Origin of the sequence: Bacillus infantis, assembly GCF_020171945.1 — a bacterium.
Classification (GTDB): Bacteria; Bacillota; Bacilli; order Bacillales; family Cytobacillaceae; genus Bacillus_AB; species Bacillus_AB infantis_A.
On record NZ_JAIVAP010000016.1, the window covers coordinates 43018 to 59869 of the forward strand.

Sequence of the window (16852 nt, forward strand, 5' to 3'; positions counted from 1 at the left end):
GAGCCTAAATGCAGGACGGGGGAAGTGACAGCATGGGGATGATATTAGCCGTTTTCTGTGCCATAGCTTATTCTTTCAACTATATATTCATCCAGCTCGGTATGAAGAAATCACCGCAGGATAATGGCAGTTTCCTGTCTCTGTTCATCTGCGTGCTGACCGTGATGGGGATATACGGATCGATGTTCCTTTTCGGGGAAAAAGAGATGGCGCCAGTTAGCTGGATCGGTGCCTCTTTTTATATGCTGGCAGGATTTTGTACGGTATTCCTAGGAAGGACTCTGTTGTTTGCAGGTATTCGAAAAATAGGCTCCCCCAGGGCGGCAGCACTGAAAAACGCTGCTCCGGTATTCACCATTATCATGGCTGTCCTATTTTTGGAAGAACAGATTACCCTTCTGGCTGGGACTGGCATCCTGGTAATCCTTACTTTCCTCTTTCTGCAGGCACGATTTGACTTTCGTTCAGCAAGCGATCACCCGAAACAAAAGGATAAATCGGGATTCATGCTGGCGCTCGCTGCAGCCATCTGCTTTGGCATTGGGCAGGGGTTGAGAAAATTAGGCATCATGTACGATACGGACGCAGTCTTAGGTTCATTGATTGGTTCCGCATTTGCACTTTTTGTTTTTGTGCTGATGGAAATGGGCCGGAAGCAGCTGAAGCTGACATTGGCGCGGAATTTTAAAAACATCAATCTGCACTTTATGGCTGCCGGCATTGTGACAGGCCTCGCCCAAGTCTCTTTTTTTGTGGCCCTTCTTTATACACATGTATCGTATGTCAGTACCATAGCGGCAATTGAGCCGATCATAACGATTATTCTGGCCAGGATGCTATTGGCCTCCGAAGAGAGATTGAATTGGCGGCTGATTATAACAGCCTGTGCTGTTTTTTTGGGAACAGTGATTATTATTATGGGGCAGTAAAGCTGGAATGGGTGCGAAAGCAGGTAATATGAAGATGAGAATAGAATAAAGAGGTAATCAGACAGCTGCCGTATCAAGGTTATTTTAATAGACAGCCAGATAATATAGGAAGCCGGTGAGGGAAGAGGAGGTATACTGACCAGGAAGGCTGCCTGGGATCTTTTCGCCTGCCGGAAGTCTCATGAAAGTCCAGGCCATTCAATACTGCCGGGACAATGGGCGGCCTTATTTGCGGATTTAACAGGACAAGCAGATAGATGGGGAGGGAACAAAATGACCAATGTAGGCATAATCGGAACAGGCTGGTTCAGTGAAGTGCATGCAAAGATATTGATGAAAATGGAAGAGGTAAACATGGCGGCAGTATGTGGGACGAGCCTTCCAAAAGCGATGGGCTTTGCAGGAAAGTTTGCCGGGATGAGAGGGTATGAGGATGTGGAGGAGATGCTGGACGGGGAGCGTCTGGATGCCGTTTATCTATGCGTTCCTCCATTTGCCCATGGAGAAATTGAGCTTCAGCTGATCAAACGGGGGATTCCTTTCTTCGTTGAAAAACCTGTCGGGACAAGCATGGAAGCTCCTGAAATCATATTATCCGCCCTCAAGGAAAAGCCAGTCATCACTTCTGTCGGCTATCATTTCCGCTACCGCGAAACAGCGGCAAGATTGAAAGCAGAGCTGGAGGGTGCGGTCCTTGGGATGATAACCGGCCAATGGATGGGTTCAATGCCGCCTGTCCCGTGGTGGAGAAACCTTGCCCAATCAGGAGGGCAGCTGGTTGAGCAGACCACTCATATCATTGATTTTCTCAGATATACGGCTGGAGAGGTTGAAGAAGTGTCTGCAGTTTTTGGAAGCCGGGCATTAGAGAGTATGCATAAAGGTGTTACAATTCCCGATGTTGGTACGGTGACCCTGAAAATGAAGAGTGGACCATTGGCGGTCATTTCAAACACATGCATGCTGCCTGAGGGAGATTCTAAGATAGGCATCGATTTTTTCCACAGCAAGGGGATTCTCCAGCTTGATCAGGAAGGGCTGACAAAAAGCGAGAATGGAATCGTAACAGAATGGAAGGATCAGACCAGCCCGTATATATCAGAAGCACGCGCTTTTATCCATGCGATCAGGACAGGGGACGCTTCAGGTATTAAATCGGACTATTTTGATGCCTGCCGGACCCAGAAAATTGCCGCAGCTGCTGTGGAATCAGCCAGGACCGTCAGCTCAGTAAGTATAACCGAAGATTTTTAGTTTTTGTGGAAAAAACCGACATCACTGTTTTTTGAACAATGATGCCGGTTTTTTTATGGTTTTTCTCTGAGACATAATTCATTGTTCTCACTCTATCATGTCAACAAGGTTTTTATCTTCTGGGAAGGAATCTGCCTTGAACAGGATCAAGCAATTTCCTTTCTTCGATTAAACCGGATATAAGGATCAGGAACAAGTCATGGCAGAGGGGCGTTCCCTTTTAAAAGTATGAATAAATTCAGGGAAAAGGCTATAGTATGGTACACTTTAATAATGAAAAAAGTGTAAAGGCAGGAAACATAATGAGTAAAATCAGAAAACACAAATCCAGCAAATTAAAATTATCCATGAGGGGGCTGCTTGTCATCCTTGGGGGATTCATCGCTGCATACGGCCTTGAAACCGTTCTGATCCCGAATGATGTATCAGATGGAGGCGTAACGGGCCTCAGTATCGTTGGGGCGCAATTAACTCATTTTCCTTTAGGAATTTTGATCGCGGTCCTGAATATCCCGTTTATTTGGCTGGGGTATAAGCAGATCGGAAAAACCTTTGCCATCCTTTCCATCATTGGAATTGCCTCTCTGGCTATAGGGACAAGCATGATGCACCATACACCCGCAATCATAGAAGGAGACACCTTGCTTGTCACTGTCGTTGGGGGAATCATCCTCGGTTTTGGCATGGGGCTGGCACTTCGTAACGGCGGTGCATTAGATGGCATCGATATGCTTGCCGTGCTGCTGTCCCGGAAATTGCCGTTTGGGACGAGCGATATCATTCTCTTCTTGAACATCTTTGTATTTATCTTCGTTTCAACCGTGTTTGGCCTGCAGGGAGCCATCCTGTCAGCGATTGCTTACTTTATCGCTTCCAAGGTTATTCATATCGTTGAGGTAGGGTTGAGCGGTTCCAAAACTTTTCAGATTATCACCACCCAGCCTGCATTGATGGTAGAGACTATACGCGACCGCTTAGGCCGCAGTGCCACTTATAAAGAAGTCTACGGAGGATTCTCCCATGAAAAATTTAGGGAAATCACCTGTGTCATCAACCGCATGGAAGAAACCAAGCTGAAAGAAATCATCAATGAAATTGACCCCGATTGCTTTGTTACCGTTTATGATGTCTCGGAAGTAAAGGGCGGGAATTTCAGAAAAAAGGATATCCACTAATTGAAAAGATGCCTGTTCCAAAAAACTTTGGGGCAGGCATTTTTTGTAGAAGGGATTCCTAAAGATAACTCGAAGTTAGTATGAGGAAAATAATTGGAAATCGGGAGGGAATCATGGGAAGATTAGTACATTTCGAAATTCATGTGGATGATATGGAGCGTGCGAAAAAGTTTTATGGGGATGTGTTTGGCTGGTCGTTTCAGGACTGGAGCGAGTATGCAGGAATGCCTTACTTCGGGGCAATAACGGGTGATGACAATGAACCTGGAATCAATGGAGCATTGATCAAACGCCAAAGCCCGCCTCCCGAACCCGGTCAGCCGGTAAACGGCTATTCCTGTACTTTGGGTGTGAAAGATTATGACAGTACGGAAGCAAAAATCCTGGAATATGGCGGAAAGGTCGCATTGCCGAAATATGCTCTGCCGGGGATGGCGTGGCAGGGATATTATGTGGATACAGAAGGCAATATCTTTGGCATCCACCAGCCGGATGAAGGTGCGAAATAGCGGCAAGTGCTGAAATTTCTGCGAAAATCAAGGAAGAATTTTTATATCGTATTGTTTGTCACACTGGCAGCCTGGTTTAGTTTGTATGACTATCTAACAGAAAAGGAAGTTCATCTCCTTTCTAATTGTATTCAGGCTGCCGTATATATTGCCGTATATGCCTTCCTGGATTGGGGCTTTTCCGGAAAAGAACGGAAAAAAGAATAAAGAAACAATGGGCATTTCCTTTTGATGGGGAAATGCTTTTTGTTTGGACCTTATAAAAGGAACTTTTTTCCTTTATAACCGTATTAGTAATTAAAGAATTTGCCGGCAAAGGGGGAGGCAGGGATGTTTTATAGTGATATACAAATGGTGCTGGCCGCCTTATTTTTCTGGTGGACTGTGCTGCTTCTGTTTCAGCGCTTGGCCAATCGCTACCCTGAAAGGAATACGTGGAAAAAAGATATTTTGACTTCTTTTTATCAAAGCGTTTTGATTCTGATCCTGCTGCCGGTGCTGAAATTTATATTGAACCAGTTTGGTTACTAATCATGCGGCTAAGTAAGGAGTGAAGCGGTGCGAGTCAAGAATATACTTATTGCTGCATCTATTTTTCTGAACATAGGATTAGGGTTGATTGTTTATAAAGATTGAGCAAACCAGATGCTGGTGAAGTTGGTCTGATGTTCAAGGAAGCGGTTAGGACAGAAAATGATCAGCAGGCCAGAACCCTCATGGCCGAGGGGAGAAAAGCTGAAATCTCTGATAAGCTGCTGCAGCAAATTAAGGTTCGGATGGGTGCAAGTACAAGCTTCAATACCTATGAGCTGTTAAAATTTGAAAACGACGAAATGGTGCTGCTTCATTTAACGCCTGATGATCGGTATGAAATACAGAATGTGATGATTGTGCCGGAGGAGATGAGAGGGGTGTTTGACGGAGATGGGAATTAAAGGTAGGAAGTGAAACAGCGGGTCACGCCTAGCTGACCGCTTATTGAAAAAAGCTGAGAGACAAATATCACCTGCAAAAAGGTAATATTTATCTCTCAGCTCAAAATTATTAATGAGCAGTCATCTCATGCACTATTTCATCACCGCTTAAGTCAGAGAAATAATAGGTTGGCCAGTGCTCCAGCTCTTTCAGAAGTTCTGCATGTTCTTCATCCCCGAAATAAATGTGGTAATGATGGGCTTTTGTCGGGTAGATGCTGTGATCGCTGAATTGGACATGCTTTGGCAGCCCGTCTGTTTCTTCTCCTATCAGATCAAATAGAAAACGGACGCCGCGGTTTCCAGCTTCATAGTTCAGGATTTCGTAGCCGTGATATTCATATTCTCCCGTTTTTGCTTCACCATTTCTGTAAAATGTCATCTCGTTATTCTTGATAACAATTCGTTCAACGTCTGTCTCATAACCGGTTTTATAATAAGCTTTGTACTCCTCAGCGGATTTATCCTTTTTTGTTTCAGCTTTGTGTTCAAAAACCTCATCCAGCGTTCCGTCTAACAGATAAGGATAAACAGACTGCCAGTCGCCTTCCCAGTCAGATAAGGAACGGTCTTCGACTTGGTCATCTTCAAATATCCCTGAATAGATTTGTTTTTCTTCTTCCGAGCCGTGGCTGTGGTCATGTTCGTGGTCGTGCCCATGATCTTCGTCGTCTTCATGGTCCTGTTCATGATTATGGCTTTCTTCGGCATTTTCAGCGGATTCCTCGGGTGCTGCCTCTTTAGCGGGTGCATCGCTCTTTTCCTGGCAGCCTGCAAGGATGATCCCTAATAAGAAGATGGAAAAAATAGAACTGGTAAGCTTTTTGTTCATGAATATAATCGCTCCGATCACTATGTATTGTATAAATCGTAATAATTACTATTTATACAATACTGAATATACTATGAGCGAAAAAGTGTGTCAATGTAAAACGTAATTATTATGATTTAACTCGAGAAATTACTTTTTAAAAAATAATTCAAAAGACAACATTATGTGTTATAAAATGGAATTATTGCATACTTTGAGGGGATTATTTATCAAAGAAAATCATTAATGCTTATTTAAATGGTTATAACCAGTCTTATCAGGGAAATCTACAGGAAATGTATTGTTGTTGAGAGGAGTGTTTTTATGGAGGGCATATGGCTTGAATATGCATGGGCATTATTGATATTAATTGGATTGGAGGGCCTGCTTTCTGCGGACAATGCGCTTGTGCTGGCTGTCATCGCGAAGCATCTGCCTGAGGAAGAGAAGAAAAGAGCTATCAACTACGGAATCATTATGGCATTTGCCTTTCGTTTTATCGCGCTTTTTGCCATTTCATTCATTGCCAACGTATGGCAGATACAGGCAATCGGGGCGGCTTACCTGCTTTACCTGGGATTGAAGCATGTGATTAAAGCGAAGTTTGGGAAAGACAACGAACATAACCGCGAGGATCTGAAAGAAGAGTCCCGCGGAAAGGGATTTTGGCCGACGGTAGGGAAAATTGCATTAGCCGATTTGGCATTTGCAATTGACTCGATCCTTGCTGCAGTCGCACTTGCTCTGGGTCTGCCGGATTCACCACTCGATGATTTCGGCGGCATGGACGGCGGACAATTCATTGTCGTAGTCCTCGGAGGAATTGCCGGGTTAATTCTGATCAAGTTTGCTGCAACCTGGTTTGTTCAGCTGCTTGCGAAACGCCCTGCACTTGAAACAACCGCCTATGCCATTGTAGCATGGGTCGGAGTCAAGCTCGCTGTCATCACCCTTGCGCATGAGGATATTGGCGTCCTAGACCACCATTTTCCGCATAGCACAGGCTGGACACTGGTCTTCTACGGCGTGCTCATAGCAATCGCCCTCATTGGCTGGTTTGCACCGCAGAAAAAATCGGAAACTGAATCACTATAAAGAGCCAAGGGGACAGGTCCCCTGGCTCTTTTTACGGCTGGACCATGGGGTCTGTCCCCCTGGCTCTTTTTTCAAGAAGGAATGGCGAACTGTTTTGTGGAACTTATGGTGGAAGTCATTATAAGAAGGAGTTCAAACGATGAATGACCGCCAAGAAAATCTTTTCACCCAGCTGCAAGCTTATAGGGAGGATATTCTGCTTGTGTTAGAAGGAGTAACCGCCGGTCAGGCAGAGATTGTTCCCGATAAATTCCGCAATAACATTAGATGGAATATGGGGCATATTTATCTGGATCAATATTTATGGATTGAAGCGGTGACGAAGGAGAAAATCCAAATGCCGGAATTATTCCGCACCTGGTTTGGCTATGGCTCAACACCAGCTGATTTTACTGAAGAAACGCCAACATTTAATGAACTTAAAGACCTGCTGAGACAGCAGCCATCCGCCCTGAAGGAAGCCTATGGCCACCGCCTTGAAGTAGAATATCCGCCAACAGAGCTGGGAATGCGGACAATTGAACAGGTGCTGATTCGGACGATTTTTCATGAAGGCATGCACCTGCAGGCTATTATGGATATTCGGAAGTGGCTTTGAGCCAAGGGGACAGGTCCCTTGGCTCTTTTGGGAATGGGCCATGGGGTCTGTCCCCCTGGCTCCAAATGCCATAAGAATCTATTTGGGGGATATCTTGAGTACAAAAATTATCGTATTTCTACTTACTCTTTTCACCTTTCTCACATGGCTGTTCATCGCCATCTATTTTTCCGCAGAGAATAATTGGTGGTCTGTTCTTGAGGAGAGGAAAACCAGCTATGATACTGCTGCAGCTGGAGTGTCTTACGCGAAAGTCCTCATAGGCACAGGTCTATTTCTAGCTGCGGGAATCCTTTTGTACATGTTAATCCGCAGAAAATGAACCAGGGGGACAGGTCCCTTGGCTCATTTTGAGGCTGGGCCACGGGACCTGACCCCGTGGCACGAAATGAGGAGATATTTTGGAGGATCAAATATCATATAAAATCTGGACGGTTGTCATGATCCAGGATGGAGATAAGGTGCTGCTGTTGGACAGGCAGCATGACCACTTCAAGGGCTTTCTTCCGCCGGGGGGCAGAGTAGAATTTCCTGAGAGCTTTACTGATGGAGCAATACGGGAAGTCAGGGAAGAAACCGGTCTTGAAGTGAGTAATCTTGTGTTTAAAGGGATTTCGGAGTTTGTGAATCCTGCGAAAAATGAACGGTATATCATGATGAATTATTGGACGAAGGATTTTTCGGGAGAACTGCTGGAAAATCCGTCGGAAGGAGAACTGCATTGGGTCAGCATACAGGATGCGAAAAATTTGCCGATGCAGGATGATATCAAGATGAGATTTGGTTTGTTTTTTGAGCCGGGGACATTTGAGATCCAGAGTGTGTGGGATGAGGAGAGGAATGGGCCGGGGCAATTATGATTAAGAGAACATGAAGAGCCATGGGACAGGTCCCTTGGCTCTTTTTAAAACTGGGCCAGGGGGTCTGTCCCTGTGGCAAGTCAATAAAAAGAACAAAAAGCAGAAAAAAAATTTAATGTGACAGGCGGGTTGATCCAGGAAGGAAAACCGCCTTTTTTATTGAATCATTATTCTATAAAAGTTGCTGTTTAGGTCAAGTGTCTTGTTGTTAAAATAATGGGGCAAATTTCCCCGTAGTTAGGATGGTGCATAATGAAGAATCCGCGGAACGTAGTACTCTTTATTGCTCAAAGCTTGGATGGTTACATTGCAACAAAAGAAGACTCATTAGATTGGTTATTTAAAGTTGAGGGTGAAGGTGATAATGGCTACTCGGAATTTTATGAAGAGGTTGACACAATCATAATGGGCAAAAGAACATATGACTGGATAATGAATTACGAAAAAGGTCAATTTCCATATAAAAATAAAAATTGTTACGTCTTTTCCAGATCTCAATTAGAAGATACAGCTGATGTTAAGTTTGTAAATGAAGATATTGTAAATTTCACTAATAGCCTTAAAAAAGAAGAAGGAAAAAATATTTGGGTAGTTGGCGGCGGAGACTTATTACATACGTTTTTTAAAGAAAAATTACTCGATGAACTGATTCTGACGACGGCTCCTTCCATAATCGGAGATGGAATACCATTATTTAAACCCGGAAATTATCAGCTGGAATTAATTCTAAAAAGGACCCGAACCTTTAATCAATTTGTTGAAGTACATTACACGGTTAAAAAATGAATGAACCAAGGGGACAGGTCCCGTGGCTCCTTTTTAAGTTGGGCCACGGGACCTGTCCCCTTGGCTTGGGTGAATATAGAAGGAGGGAAAAACAATGGAAGTGACGATTGGGTATTATATTTTCGGGTTACTTACTATATCATTTATGTTTTTCTTTGCTGTTGCATCACTCATAGGAGGTACAAATGAGCCGTATAGAGACCTGTTACTAACTATTGCAGTTGGTCATTTTGTGATGTCAAAACTGATAGTAATAAAAAAGAAAGAATGAGCCACGGGACTTGTCCCTGTGGCATGTTAAAGGGGGAGCTTAAGATGAATATTACCATTCGTAATATGCATTACGGAGATACAAAACAAGTTCAAGGTATTGCGAAAACAACTTGGAATGCCACATATGGGGGCATAATCCCCTTAGAAGTTCAGAATAATTTCATCAAATTAAATTATAGTGAAGAAAGTTTGAAACAACGTATAGAACGTTCTATTGTATATGTTGCAGAGGTTGATGGGAAAGTTGTCGGTTTCGCAAATTTTTCTACAGTAAGGAATGGTGGAAAGGTAGAATTGGCGGCTATCTATCTTTATCCAGAATTCCAGGGCAGAGGGATTGGCACCGCTTTGATACAACAAGCAGTTAATGAACTAGTAGGTATAAAAGAAATTTATATAAACGTTGAAAAAGATAATAAGATTGGCATGTACTTTTATAAAGCTAAAGGGTTTGAAATAGTTAAAGAATATGAAAAAGAATTTGATGGACATATCTTAAAACAAGTACGAATGGTCAAAATAGTTTAATTGCTAACGGGGGATTATGCTGCAGCTGCCAAACTAGAGCCACGGGACCTGTCCCCGTGGCACACAATAAAAGCATCGAGTTAATAATCGGTAAAGAAATTTTTAGATCTGCTGCCAAACGAGGCAGCTTTTCTTATATAACAAACGGGGCCAAAATGTTTAACAAGGCATTGATTGAATTGTAACTATTTTGAAGTTACTTCGTCTGTTTATTTACACAAGGGGGTATCAAATGAAATTGACAAAAATCTTGTTTTCTATAGGTATTTTGTTTATTTTCTTAGTTGGATGCAATAGCGGTTTTATTGACAATCCAGCTAAAGGTAACCCGACTCCAAAAGACTTTCTTGAAAATGAAAGTGCTGATATATTTCTTCTTGATGAGATTGTTTATTCTAATGCCGAAGATGTTGAATGGGTTTCTGATTTGGAATATCAATTAGGTGAACAAATCGGAGAAATAACTAAACAAACAGATAGGGCCCGCAGTTTTAAAAACGGTACTGCAAATAAATTACCTGTTGGAACTAAGATTTATGAAACTGACACTCCAGCATATATTGCAAAAGTAGATAGGAAGGAAATACCATATTTAAAAATGCTTGAAGGTTGAATGTTTTGTCCAGGTTATGAGCCACGGGGACAGGTACCGTGGCTCACTTTTGAGACTGAGCCACGGGGTCTGTCCCCTTGGTAGCCACCCTTGGTAGTCACAAGGCCTGTCTCCATGGCATACGTTATCGTTAAGTACTCTTTTTATTTCTATATGGTTCAACCAACATAAATTGATATAAATAGTTAAGGACTGATACTGCAACGCTTAATAGGAAGAGCTGTTTCCGACTCATTCGTACCATTTTATAAATGCGCAGCTTTGCTGCTATTGTCGTCAGGGGATAGGCAAATAAGTAGTCAGCAAAGATGTTACTTAATAAGTACAGCCAAAACCTTCCGAATGTCAGCTTAAAGATCCAGAAATTAATTATAGAAAAAGCGCCAAAAACGAAAGAGATATCTGTTGCTAAGTTTGGGATTAATGGTTTTCTAACCTTCCACCATTTTAATTTTTTAGATAATTCACTAATAAGGGCAATAATCAAGTCACTAAAAATAATGGTTGGCAGGAAACGAAGGAAGGTCTTTTTTCCAAGTTTCACTACAGTTAACCAAGGCAGAACGAGTAACAAAACCATTTTCCAATCTCGTCTCATCCGAACCCACCCCTTGGTAAGAAAAATAGTATATTCCACATAGGAACATTTTTATCTTTACCTAAAATTTTTTGAATATACGGTTGCTGCTGCTATTGTAGAGCCAGGGGGACAGGTACCATGGCTCACTTTGAGCCAAGGGGTCTGTCCCCCTGGCATATTGGTCCTGGTTTCCGCCATCATAATCCTTATTTCCGCGGTGATGCTGAATCGCTTATGATCGCAATGGAAGAGAGCGCTGCCCAAAATCCCGATAAAACTCTTGAGGTAAAACGGAGTATTGAAGAGAATGACATTGTTGCTGTCCACTCCCATGTTAAGCAAGACCGGGATGATATTGGCGGGGCTGTTGTACATATTTTTCGTTTTCATAAAGGCATGATCGCCGAGCTGTGGGATATTGGACAGGCAGTACCGGAGGATTCTCCCAATGAGAATGGGGTGTTTTAACAGAATCTGTCCTGCAGCAAATAAAAAGGTGCCCAGCCCGACAAGGGAAAGGCGCCTTTTGTTTTATCTAGTGAGAGCTACAGGGACAGGAGTAATACAGTTTTGCCTGAGGGCCAAACTCTGCCTCACCATTCCAGCCCTTACTCAGCAAGCCTCATCTCTTGTCTTTGTTTCATTGCTGCAGGCCGGATCCATGCTATATCACCTTTATGTTCTGATTGTTCCTTCAAGTGATCCTGGATGTTCCGAATATGTTCCGCCATTGTCGTTACAGTCATATCAAGCTCCATCAGATGGGTCTGCTGCTCCATGGTCAGTTCAGATGAACCCATTGTTTTATGGCTCAAACTTTCTGTAATCTGCAGTACTTGCTGCATCAGGTCGATGAGACGCTGATTTTCCACTTCAACCTCAGTTGAGTCGCGTTTGATTTCATTCGATTGCAGTGCAAGTGTATTGATGCTCGAAATAACTCCATCGAAGATGTCCATCATTTGTAAGCTCTTTTCTTTTCCTTCTTCCAATATTTTCACATTCGAACTATACGATTTTTCTTGTTCTTCTATGTTTCTATTTACATCAGTAACGATGGTGTCGATCGTTTCAGCACTTTGTTTTACCTGAACGGATAGCTTGCGTATTTCACCGGCAACAACCCCGAAGCCAGCACCATTGGCACCGGCACGCGCAGCTTCAATGGAAGCATTCAAGGAGAGGAGGTTGGTCTGGTTGGATATGTATTCAATGCTGCTCAGTGCTTTCGTAACCTCCTTCATCTTTTCAAGCAGCTGCTGATTATAGTCCCCGAACTCATTAGTGATTGCTATGATTTTAGAAAAAACAACACTGAAATCGTCGACTTTCAGTTTCCCCTCATTTGATAATAATGTGACGTCGGCTGTTGTGGAGTTGGTGACTTCAATAATGGCATCTAAATTTTGGATCATTCCATTGATTTTGCCTAATTGATCTCCAAAGTACGTAATCAGATCATGCTGTTTTTGAATATCCTGTACCATGTCCATGAGCTGGCCGCCTGTCATTTCAGAAGAACTGCTTACCTGACCAGCCATAGAAACAAGGTGTTCACTATGTGCTTCAAGGTGCCGCAGCTCTTCCAGGGAATCCTGAATCGGGGTGTGGTCTGCTGTGTCTGCTACAGACAATTCCACGTTCTCCGTATTCTTTTGTTTCATTGCCGAGAGGCAGCCAAGGACGGCGGCAGCTGTAATGACCGTGTTTCCGGCAAGAGATAGAAGAAATGAATTCACATAGTGGCTGAATAAGGAAATCAGCAAAGAAACCAGGAGGATTGAAACTATCATCCAAAAAATTCTTTTCTCCAGGAGGAATGCTTTCATACTGCAAGGCTCCTTCTTTGTAAAATTCGCTGGACTCTAAAGGCAAATGGCAGTCCGATTGAATACACCACAAAAATTTTAATAAGATTAAATGGAATAATAATGAGCAGCACCGCTGTTTCAAAATCCTTCACAAGCGGGTTGGCATCTGTAAAAGATGTCAGATACTGATCCATACTCAATCCAAGCAGGTTCATAATAGCCGGCAGGATAAAGTAATAGTTCAGCAGGTACATGCTCATGAGGAAAACACTGATAGAAAGGGCAAAGCTTAACCAGTTCAATTTTTTCTGGTAATGGTAAAATGCCCCTATCATTCCTACAATGATGGCACCAGAGCTGAAATTGGCAATCTGGTTGATTGGCAGGCCAACATAGCTTCCATGTGTTAAGTATTCAATGACATTCTTCAAGAATTGAACGAGGATCCCTGCAGCCGGACCCATTGTAATAGCACCGATTAAAGCGGGAACATCACTGACATCAAGCGTTAAGAAAACAGGGAAAAAAGGAAGCGGGACCTTGAATAAGTATAAAATCAGGCTGAGTGCTGTTAAAATGCCAATCGACGCCATTCTTTGAATACGTGACATATGTAAAACTCCTTTATTCATGATAAAAGGGCAGCACTAAGGCTACCCTTGCGGCTTAACCGATGACTGAAAGTCCAAGATGAGGTGTTAATAGTTTCGTTGCATTTGCGATGATTTGCGGATTTGAAGTCTTAACCCCTTTAAACTTTCGCCCTTCTTCCACCTCGTGTACGCCAAACCCTTCCATGTCATAAGCAACCATCATAGATTTGAATACCGGGCTGTCAATAATGAGGAACCACTCGCGCATCAATTCGCTGTTTTTTGGAAGTTCAATATAATGAATGCCATCTGATGGATCCATAGCCGCATCATTCTCACCAAAAATATGAACGTTAGAGTACTCGGCCATAGCCTGGAAACGATCCAGCACGTTCTTTGTGCGCGAGAACTTTTGAAAGCCTGCATAAACATTTCCTTTAAGCTTCTTTGTAAGGACGATGTTCTCCATCATTAAGCACATATACTCCAGCTGGGGCACTTTAGTCTCATACTTTAAAGACTGCGCATTCAACTGGCTCAAAGGTGCATTGTCGAGCTTTTGGGTCTCTCCCTCAACCTGGCCAAAGCATTCTCTAAACAAAGATAACTTTTTTAACTCCATAAAAAATCTCCTCCTGAAAATGTGTAATCAGTTCAATTGAACCACGAAAAAAGAACTAGTAATAAGGCAAAAAAAGTAGTCCGCTTCAGCGTGGACTATGCTGGGGTATGTATGAAAAGTATGTATTATTTCTTTCGCTAAATCTTTACCTTACTAAACTCCCTCCCTCCTTTACCACGTTTAAAACTAATTCAAACACAAAAATGAAAAAAACTGAAATTTGAATGTTCTGAGCCAGGGGGACAGGTCCCTTGGCTCTTTTTGAAGCTGGGCCATGGGGTCTGTCCCCTTGGCATACCAAAGGCGCCTTTTTGGTTTTCCCTGGAAGTAGTGTGGTAAATAATAAAGATTAACTAAAGCGGGGAGGCATTCTATGAGAGTCCTTGTGATTGGAACGGAGGATTTGACCGGAGAGCATGTGATTAAGCAGCTGTCGGATAAGCAGCATGAGGCGGTGGCATTGGTTGGGACAAAGAGTAAGGTGGATGAAATGGGAAGGCTGGGGGCAGCGGATGTTTTTGTGCTTGAAAATGATCATTATGCCCAGGCCTTTTCAGCTTGTGATGCGGTCATTTATGTGGGCGATGCCAGTGCGCGGACAGGGGAAAGCAAGCCGATCCTGATTGACCATCAGTCGGTCATTGATTCGGTGCAGGCGGCAAAGGATCAGGGAGTAAAGCGCTTTCTGCTGATAAGTGCGATGCGTGCGAATGAGACGGACAAAGGCGGTTCAGGAACAGACGGGGCGAAAAATCAGCCGGAAGAGCTTCTAAGAAACGCACATTTAACTTATACCATAATACGGACAGGCAAGCCTGTAGACAAGCCGGGGAAAGGGAAGATTGAAGCAGCACTTTCTCTTAAAAGTAAGGAAAGTGAAATTCCGAAAGAGGATATTGCGACTGTACTGGTCGAGGCCCTGGAAATGGAGGAGGCTTATAACAGGACTATTGAAGTGTCTGCAGGAGAAACGCCGATCCGCGAGGCGCTGCAGAAGATAAGGAACTGACTCCATACTAAACTATTCTTATGAAAAGGGTGATAAGATGTCCAATATGAAAAAATACCTCCCAGCCGTTCTGAAGGGGACTGCGGCATTAGGGGCTGCAGCAGCTGCGACTTATTTCTACCGGAAGGATGACACGCAGCAGCAGCATTCCATCCTGAGGAATTTCCCTCTCCTTGGCAGGGTCAGGTATATGACAGAGAAGATCGGTCCCGAGCTCAGGCAATACTTATTCGAAAGCAATAATGAAGGAACGCCTTTTTCCCGGAAAGAGTTCGAGGATATCGTCAAGGCGGGCAAGTATAAAGAGCGTCTGATTGGCTTTGGTTCGGAGCGAGATTTTTCAAAGAGCGGCTATTATATCCGCAACAGCATGTTTCCGAAGCAGCGGGAAGAATTGCGGATCGATAATAGCCAGAAAATTAATACTAAGGTCTATAAAGTGGATGAAGAAGGCCTTATGACAAGGAAAGAGCATCGGGAGGAAAGCCAGACAGATCCCTATTTTCTAACAGACGAAGATGCAGTCATCCTCGGCGAGCATACATGCCGGCAGCCGTTCAAGCTGAAAGGGCTTGTCGGGCAGTCTGCGATGAGCTATGGAGCGCTCGGCGACCGGGCGATCACGGCTTTGTCGAAAGGGCTGGGCCTTGCCGGCGGAACATGGATGAATACCGGGGAAGGCGGTCTATCAAAATATCATTTAATCGGAAACCCGGACATCATGATGCAGATCGGTCCGGGCCTGTTCGGCGTCCGGACGCCGGGCGGGGAATTTTCTTGGGATGAATTTGAGAAAAAGAGCAAGATCGAGCAGGTGAAAGCATTTGAAATCAAGCTTGCTCAGGGTGCAAAAATCCGCGGCGGCCATATCGAAGGGGAAAAGGTTAACGAAGAAATTGCGGCAATCCGCCTTGTAGAGCCCTGGCAGACAATCAACAGCCCCAATCGATTCTATGAATTTAACAATTATGATGAGCTGTTCCAGTTCGTAGAAAAGATGCGGGATAAAGGCGGCAAGCCGGTTGGCATAAAGATTGTGGTCGGTGATTTGGATTCTCTTGAGGAAATGGCCCAGGTGATGAAGGAAACAGGGATGGGCCCTGATTTCATCACGGTTGATGGCGGTGAAGGCGGGACAGGAGCCACCTATCAGGAGCTTGCTGATGCAGTGGGTCTGCCTATTGGGTCTGCACTGCCGGCTGTTGACGAAATGCTGGTTAAATATAAAGTCCGCGACAGGGTGAAGCTGATCGCATCAGGCAAACTGATCACCCCGGATAAAATCGCGATTGCTCTTGCCATGGGGGCAGATCTTGTCAATATAGCGCGCGGATTCATGATCAGCGTCGGCTGCATCATGGCGGAGAAATGCCATACGAACCACTGTCCTGCAGGTGTCGCCACAACCGATCCAAAGCTCCAGGACGGGCTGGTCATTGAGGAAAAACAATACAGGGTCGCCAATTATGTGGTTTCCCTCCGTGAAGGGCTGTTCAATCTGGCCGCAGCTGCAGGCCTCGACACCCCGACTAAATTCGAACGGAAGCATATTGTCTATAAAGACGAATGGGGAAGAGTATCGGCTGTCCAGGATATGATCCTGACACCGAAAAAGGTAGACGAGATACAGGAGAAGGAACAAGAATAGAGCCGGGGGGACAGACCCTCTGGCTCGTTTGAGCCAAGGGGTCTGTCCCCCTGGCTCTCTTTGTGCTTTCTTTCCTGCAGCAGAATTAGAGTGGGGAAAATGAAACATTACAGCCTTAGTTTCGTCTATAATAAAGATGAATAATTTGGAAATTTTGGCAGTGGGAAGGGATACTTTTGAAGAG

At 43.9% G+C, this 16852-nt stretch carries 22 protein-coding genes; 17 read left to right on the forward strand and 5 right to left on the reverse strand.

Going from position 1 to position 16852, the window contains the following annotated elements; all coding sequences use genetic code 11:
- Nucleotides 1–32 precede the first annotated feature (32 nt).
- From LCM00_RS18600 to LCM00_RS18630, 7 genes are all read left to right on the forward strand, one after another.
- Nucleotides 33–929, forward strand: a complete 897-nt coding sequence (locus LCM00_RS18600) for a DMT family transporter (protein ID WP_224904881.1) — start codon at nt 33–35, stop codon at nt 927–929.
- A 273-nt stretch (nt 930–1202) separates the two neighbouring features.
- Nucleotides 1203–2183, forward strand: coding sequence for a Gfo/Idh/MocA family protein (locus LCM00_RS18605; RefSeq protein WP_224904883.1), 981 nt, complete (start codon nt 1203–1205; stop codon nt 2181–2183).
- Nucleotides 2184–2485: 302 nt separating this feature from the next.
- Nucleotides 2486–3358: a YitT family protein gene (locus LCM00_RS18610; RefSeq protein ID WP_224904885.1), complete on the forward strand. Its 873-nt coding sequence runs from the start codon at nt 2486–2488 to the stop codon at nt 3356–3358.
- 113 nt (nt 3359–3471) lie between these two features.
- On the forward strand, nt 3472–3867 hold the full coding sequence (locus LCM00_RS18615; protein WP_224904887.1) for a VOC family protein: 396 nt from the start codon (nt 3472–3474) through the stop codon (nt 3865–3867).
- A gap of 6 nt (nt 3868–3873) precedes the next feature.
- Nucleotides 3874–4074 (forward strand): hypothetical protein, encoded by a 201-nt coding sequence (locus tag LCM00_RS18620; protein WP_224904889.1) that lies wholly within the window; start codon nt 3874–3876, stop codon nt 4072–4074.
- Nucleotides 4075–4197: 123 nt separating this feature from the next.
- Nucleotides 4198–4398, forward strand: a complete 201-nt coding sequence (locus LCM00_RS18625) for a hypothetical protein (protein ID WP_224904890.1) — start codon at nt 4198–4200, stop codon at nt 4396–4398.
- Nucleotides 4399–4499: 101 nt separating this feature from the next.
- Entirely contained in the window at nt 4500–4802 is a 303-nt protein-coding gene (locus LCM00_RS18630; protein ID WP_224904891.1) for a hypothetical protein, read from the forward strand.
- 109 nt (nt 4803–4911) lie between these two features.
- On the opposite strand, the gene LCM00_RS18635 is transcribed toward LCM00_RS18630, so the two are convergent.
- The gene (locus LCM00_RS18635) at nt 4912–5673 is read right to left on the reverse strand and encodes a metal-binding protein ZinT (RefSeq protein ID WP_224904893.1); all 762 of its coding nucleotides are present in this window, start codon (nt 5671–5673) and stop codon (nt 4912–4914) included.
- Between the two features lie 303 nt (nt 5674–5976).
- Between LCM00_RS18635 and LCM00_RS18640 the strand changes: the two genes are divergently transcribed.
- The 7 genes from LCM00_RS18640 to LCM00_RS18670 all read left to right on the forward strand — a co-directional run bounded on the left by LCM00_RS18640 (nt 5977) and on the right by LCM00_RS18670 (nt 10405).
- Entirely contained in the window at nt 5977–6747 is a 771-nt protein-coding gene (locus LCM00_RS18640; protein WP_224904895.1) for a TerC family protein, read from the forward strand.
- 139 nt (nt 6748–6886) lie between these two features.
- Nucleotides 6887–7345 carry a DinB family protein gene (locus LCM00_RS18645; RefSeq protein ID WP_224904897.1) on the forward strand — a complete coding sequence of 153 codons (459 nt, stop codon included), beginning with the start codon at nt 6887–6889 and terminating at the stop codon, nt 7343–7345.
- A gap of 401 nt (nt 7346–7746) precedes the next feature.
- Nucleotides 7747–8205 (forward strand): 8-oxo-dGTP diphosphatase, encoded by a 459-nt coding sequence (locus tag LCM00_RS18650; protein WP_224904899.1) that lies wholly within the window; start codon nt 7747–7749, stop codon nt 8203–8205.
- 252 nt (nt 8206–8457) lie between these two features.
- Nucleotides 8458–8991, forward strand: a complete 534-nt coding sequence (locus LCM00_RS18655; protein ID WP_224904901.1) for a dihydrofolate reductase family protein — start codon at nt 8458–8460, stop codon at nt 8989–8991.
- A 94-nt stretch (nt 8992–9085) separates the two neighbouring features.
- Nucleotides 9086–9262: a hypothetical protein gene (locus LCM00_RS18660; protein WP_224904903.1), complete on the forward strand. Its 177-nt coding sequence runs from the start codon at nt 9086–9088 to the stop codon at nt 9260–9262.
- A gap of 44 nt (nt 9263–9306) precedes the next feature.
- A complete protein-coding gene (locus tag LCM00_RS18665; RefSeq protein ID WP_224904905.1) occupies nt 9307–9792 on the forward strand; it encodes a GNAT family N-acetyltransferase in 486 nt (161 codons plus the stop codon).
- Nucleotides 9793–10024: 232 nt separating this feature from the next.
- Nucleotides 10025–10405: a hypothetical protein gene (locus LCM00_RS18670; RefSeq protein ID WP_224904907.1), complete on the forward strand. Its 381-nt coding sequence runs from the start codon at nt 10025–10027 to the stop codon at nt 10403–10405.
- A 130-nt stretch (nt 10406–10535) separates the two neighbouring features.
- On the opposite strand, the gene LCM00_RS18675 is transcribed toward LCM00_RS18670, so the two are convergent.
- The gene (locus LCM00_RS18675) at nt 10536–11003 is read right to left on the reverse strand and encodes a hypothetical protein (protein ID WP_224904909.1); all 468 of its coding nucleotides are present in this window, start codon (nt 11001–11003) and stop codon (nt 10536–10538) included.
- A 120-nt stretch (nt 11004–11123) separates the two neighbouring features.
- Here LCM00_RS18675 and LCM00_RS18680 point away from each other — a divergent pair, with 120 nt between their 5' ends.
- Nucleotides 11124–11453, forward strand: a complete 330-nt coding sequence (locus LCM00_RS18680) for a nuclear transport factor 2 family protein (protein ID WP_224904911.1) — start codon at nt 11124–11126, stop codon at nt 11451–11453.
- Nucleotides 11454–11593: 140 nt separating this feature from the next.
- Here the strand turns inward: LCM00_RS18680 and LCM00_RS18685 are convergent, their stop codons facing one another.
- From LCM00_RS18685 to LCM00_RS18695, 3 genes are read right to left on the reverse strand one after another with little or no spacing between them, the layout of a single operon-like run.
- On the reverse strand, nt 11594–12778 hold the full coding sequence (locus tag LCM00_RS18685; RefSeq protein ID WP_224904913.1) for a methyl-accepting chemotaxis protein: 1185 nt from the start codon (nt 12776–12778) through the stop codon (nt 11594–11596).
- Nucleotides 12779–12810: 32 nt separating this feature from the next.
- The gene (locus tag LCM00_RS18690) at nt 12811–13407 is read right to left on the reverse strand and encodes an ECF transporter S component (protein ID WP_224904916.1); all 597 of its coding nucleotides are present in this window, start codon (nt 13405–13407) and stop codon (nt 12811–12813) included.
- A gap of 55 nt (nt 13408–13462) precedes the next feature.
- On the reverse strand, nt 13463–14011 hold the full coding sequence (locus LCM00_RS18695) for a DICT sensory domain-containing protein (RefSeq protein ID WP_224904918.1): 549 nt from the start codon (nt 14009–14011) through the stop codon (nt 13463–13465).
- A gap of 373 nt (nt 14012–14384) precedes the next feature.
- On the opposite strand from LCM00_RS18695, the gene LCM00_RS18700 reads away from it, so the two are divergent.
- A complete protein-coding gene (locus LCM00_RS18700; RefSeq protein WP_224904920.1) occupies nt 14385–15020 on the forward strand; it encodes an NAD(P)H-binding protein in 636 nt (211 codons plus the stop codon).
- Nucleotides 15021–15057: 37 nt separating this feature from the next.
- Nucleotides 15058–16668 (forward strand): FMN-binding glutamate synthase family protein, encoded by a 1611-nt coding sequence (locus tag LCM00_RS18705; protein ID WP_224904922.1) that lies wholly within the window; start codon nt 15058–15060, stop codon nt 16666–16668.
- Nucleotides 16669–16852 lie beyond the last annotated feature (184 nt).

Coding starts and splice junctions, on each gene's coding strand:
- LCM00_RS18600 (WP_224904881.1), top strand. CDS start 33: ATGGGGATGATATTAGCCGTTTTCTGTGCCATAGCTTATTCTTTCAAC.
- LCM00_RS18605 (WP_224904883.1), top strand. CDS start 1,203: ATGACCAATGTAGGCATAATCGGAACAGGCTGGTTCAGTGAAGTGCAT.
- LCM00_RS18610 (WP_224904885.1), top strand. CDS start 2,486: ATGAGTAAAATCAGAAAACACAAATCCAGCAAATTAAAATTATCCATG.
- LCM00_RS18615 (WP_224904887.1), top strand. CDS start 3,472: ATGGGAAGATTAGTACATTTCGAAATTCATGTGGATGATATGGAGCGT.
- LCM00_RS18625 (WP_224904890.1), top strand. CDS start 4,198: ATGTTTTATAGTGATATACAAATGGTGCTGGCCGCCTTATTTTTCTGG.
- LCM00_RS18635 (WP_224904893.1), bottom strand. CDS start 5,673: ATGAACAAAAAGCTTACCAGTTCTATTTTTTCCATCTTCTTATTAGGG.
- LCM00_RS18640 (WP_224904895.1), top strand. CDS start 5,977: ATGGAGGGCATATGGCTTGAATATGCATGGGCATTATTGATATTAATT.
- LCM00_RS18645 (WP_224904897.1), top strand. CDS start 6,887: ATGAATGACCGCCAAGAAAATCTTTTCACCCAGCTGCAAGCTTATAGG.
- LCM00_RS18655 (WP_224904901.1), top strand. CDS start 8,458: ATGAAGAATCCGCGGAACGTAGTACTCTTTATTGCTCAAAGCTTGGAT.
- LCM00_RS18660 (WP_224904903.1), top strand. CDS start 9,086: ATGGAAGTGACGATTGGGTATTATATTTTCGGGTTACTTACTATATCA.
- LCM00_RS18665 (WP_224904905.1), top strand. CDS start 9,307: ATGAATATTACCATTCGTAATATGCATTACGGAGATACAAAACAAGTT.
- LCM00_RS18670 (WP_224904907.1), top strand. CDS start 10,025: ATGAAATTGACAAAAATCTTGTTTTCTATAGGTATTTTGTTTATTTTC.
- LCM00_RS18675 (WP_224904909.1), bottom strand. CDS start 11,003: ATGAGACGAGATTGGAAAATGGTTTTGTTACTCGTTCTGCCTTGGTTA.
- LCM00_RS18680 (WP_224904911.1), top strand. CDS start 11,124: ATGGCTCACTTTGAGCCAAGGGGTCTGTCCCCCTGGCATATTGGTCCT.
- LCM00_RS18685 (WP_224904913.1), bottom strand. CDS start 12,778: ATGATAGTTTCAATCCTCCTGGTTTCTTTGCTGATTTCCTTATTCAGC.
- LCM00_RS18690 (WP_224904916.1), bottom strand. CDS start 13,407: ATGTCACGTATTCAAAGAATGGCGTCGATTGGCATTTTAACAGCACTC.
- LCM00_RS18695 (WP_224904918.1), bottom strand. CDS start 14,011: ATGGAGTTAAAAAAGTTATCTTTGTTTAGAGAATGCTTTGGCCAGGTT.
- LCM00_RS18700 (WP_224904920.1), top strand. CDS start 14,385: ATGAGAGTCCTTGTGATTGGAACGGAGGATTTGACCGGAGAGCATGTG.
- LCM00_RS18705 (WP_224904922.1), top strand. CDS start 15,058: ATGTCCAATATGAAAAAATACCTCCCAGCCGTTCTGAAGGGGACTGCG.